2 protein-coding genes and 1 pseudogene are annotated in these 1,792 nt (G+C 65.0%); all 3 read left to right on the top strand.

Annotated elements, in window-relative coordinates:
• A partial coding sequence (locus VMR39_RS22730) for an FTR1 family protein (protein WP_325419378.1) occupies positions 1-1,044 on the top strand: 1,044 nt, incomplete at its 5' end.
• A gap of 73 nt (positions 1,045-1,117) precedes the next feature.
• On the top strand, positions 1,118-1,414 hold the full coding sequence (locus VMR39_RS22725) for a hypothetical protein (RefSeq protein ID WP_007406840.1): 297 nt from the start codon (positions 1,118-1,120) through the stop codon (positions 1,412-1,414).
• A 60-nt stretch (positions 1,415-1,474) separates the two neighbouring features.
• A pseudogene (locus VMR39_RS22720) lies at positions 1,475-1,792 on the top strand (TolC family protein); the annotation flags it as partial.

The following is a 1,792-nucleotide window of genomic DNA, read 5'->3' as shown; positions in this document are numbered from 1 at the left end:
GCGCGCATGGCGAAAGAGCTGGCGCTGTCGGCCTATCTCGATGGGTTCGAGCCGATCGAGCCAACACTCACCGCGCGCGACGCGACGCTGATGGGTCGAATCGAGGGCGCGATGGGGGAGTTCCGCGCCTCGATCGACCGGGGCGCGTCGCCCGATGATCTCGCGGAGAAGGTCGCAGTACTGGGCGGCCTTTTCGACGATGCGGAAGCGGCGCTCGCGCCTGATGCCGCCACCGAAGCGTCCACGTTCCTGGGCGCGTTCACGATCCTGCTGCGTGAAGGGCTCGAAGCCCTGCTCATCGTTGTCGCCATGATCGCGTTCCTGCGTAAAGCCGAGCGCGGCGAGGCGCTGCGGTACGTGCATGGCGGCTGGGTCAGCGCGATCATCGCGGGCGGGATCACCTGGGCGGTCGCCACCTATGCGATCGGGATCAGCGGTGCGAGCCGGGAGCTGACGGAAGGGTTTGGCTCGCTGTTCGCCGCGGTCGTGCTGCTCTCGGTCGGGATTTGGATGCACGGCAAGGCGCAGGCCGATCAGTGGCAGCGCTATATTCGCGAGAAGATGTCGCGGGCGCTCTCGGGCGGGTCGGGCTGGTTCCTGTTCGGGCTGGCGTTCGTCGTAGTTTATCGCGAGGTCTTCGAGACGATCCTGTTCTATGCCGCGCTTTCGGCGCAAGGTGACAACGGGATGCTTCTCGCGGGGGCCGGGTCGGCGATTGGACTGCTCAGCCTGATCGCTTGGGCCATGCTTCGCTACAGTCGCAAGCTGCCGATCGCGCAGTTCTTCCGCTATAGCTCCTGGCTCATGGCGGTCCTGACCGTCGTGCTGGCGGGTAAAGGCGTCGCCGCGCTCCAGGAAGCCGGCCTTATCAACATCGCACCGCTCGCGGACGTGCCACGGCTGTCGATGCTCGGCGTGTTTCCCACTTGGCAATCGGTGCTGGCGCAACTCCTGATGGCGGTCGCCATTGCGGTCGGGTTCGCCTGGAACGGGCGCGACCGATCCCGCTCGGGTTCCGGCTCAGTGACCCTTGGTTCGAATTAGTGCAATGACATGAAAACCCTTCCGTGATAGAGGCAAGCTAGTGCGAGCCTTTTTGCCTTTCCTGACATGCCTGATGCTGGTCCTGACCAGCTTCTCCGGCATGGCCCATGCCGCCGATCTGGCGGGGGGAAGCATCGCGGGCGTTGAGTTCACGGTCCATACCGCCGGTGACATCGATCAGGTGCCATCGGACTCGGACAAGAATGTCCCGCATCATCACAATTATTGTCACGGACACGACGTCGGCGCGCCTGCGCGCACGACGATGGAATATACCCCCGTCCTCACAGTGCCCAAGCCGACAATCTCCGCCTCTGCGTCGCTCGACGGCCGCACCGGCATGGTCCATTTGAGGCCCCCCCAAGCCTGACGTCCGATTTGGGCGTGCGTTGGCGCGCCCCTGTCGATCATCGTCAGGAGTCCTATTTTCATGAATCGTATCCTCGCGGCCATGCTGGCCGCAGCGTCTTGCGCCACGATGGCGCAGGCGCAGGTCGGACCGTCCGCGCCTGTTGCGCAGGATGCGCCGGTCTACACGCTTGACCAAGCGGTCAGTGCAGCGGGCGGTTCGGCCCCTGCTGCGGAAGCGGCGACAGCTGGAATCGACGCGGCCCGTGCAGGTCGCACAGTCGCTGGCTTGCGGCCCAATCCGGTGGTTCAAGGCCAAGTCGAGAATGTCATCGGCTCCGGGCCGTATCGGGGGGTCCGCAGCGCGGAAACCACGGTCGGCTTTGCGATCCCGATCGAG

The sequence above is a fragment of the Sphingobium sp. genome, assembly GCF_035511395.1.
GTDB lineage: Bacteria > Pseudomonadota > Alphaproteobacteria > Sphingomonadales > Sphingomonadaceae > Sphingobium.
Note: the sequence above shows the minus strand (reverse complement) of the source record. Positions and strands in the feature narration are given on the sequence as shown.

Coding starts and splice junctions, on each gene's coding strand:
- VMR39_RS22725 (WP_007406840.1), top strand. CDS start 1,118: ATGCTGGTCCTGACCAGCTTCTCCGGCATGGCCCATGCCGCCGATCTG.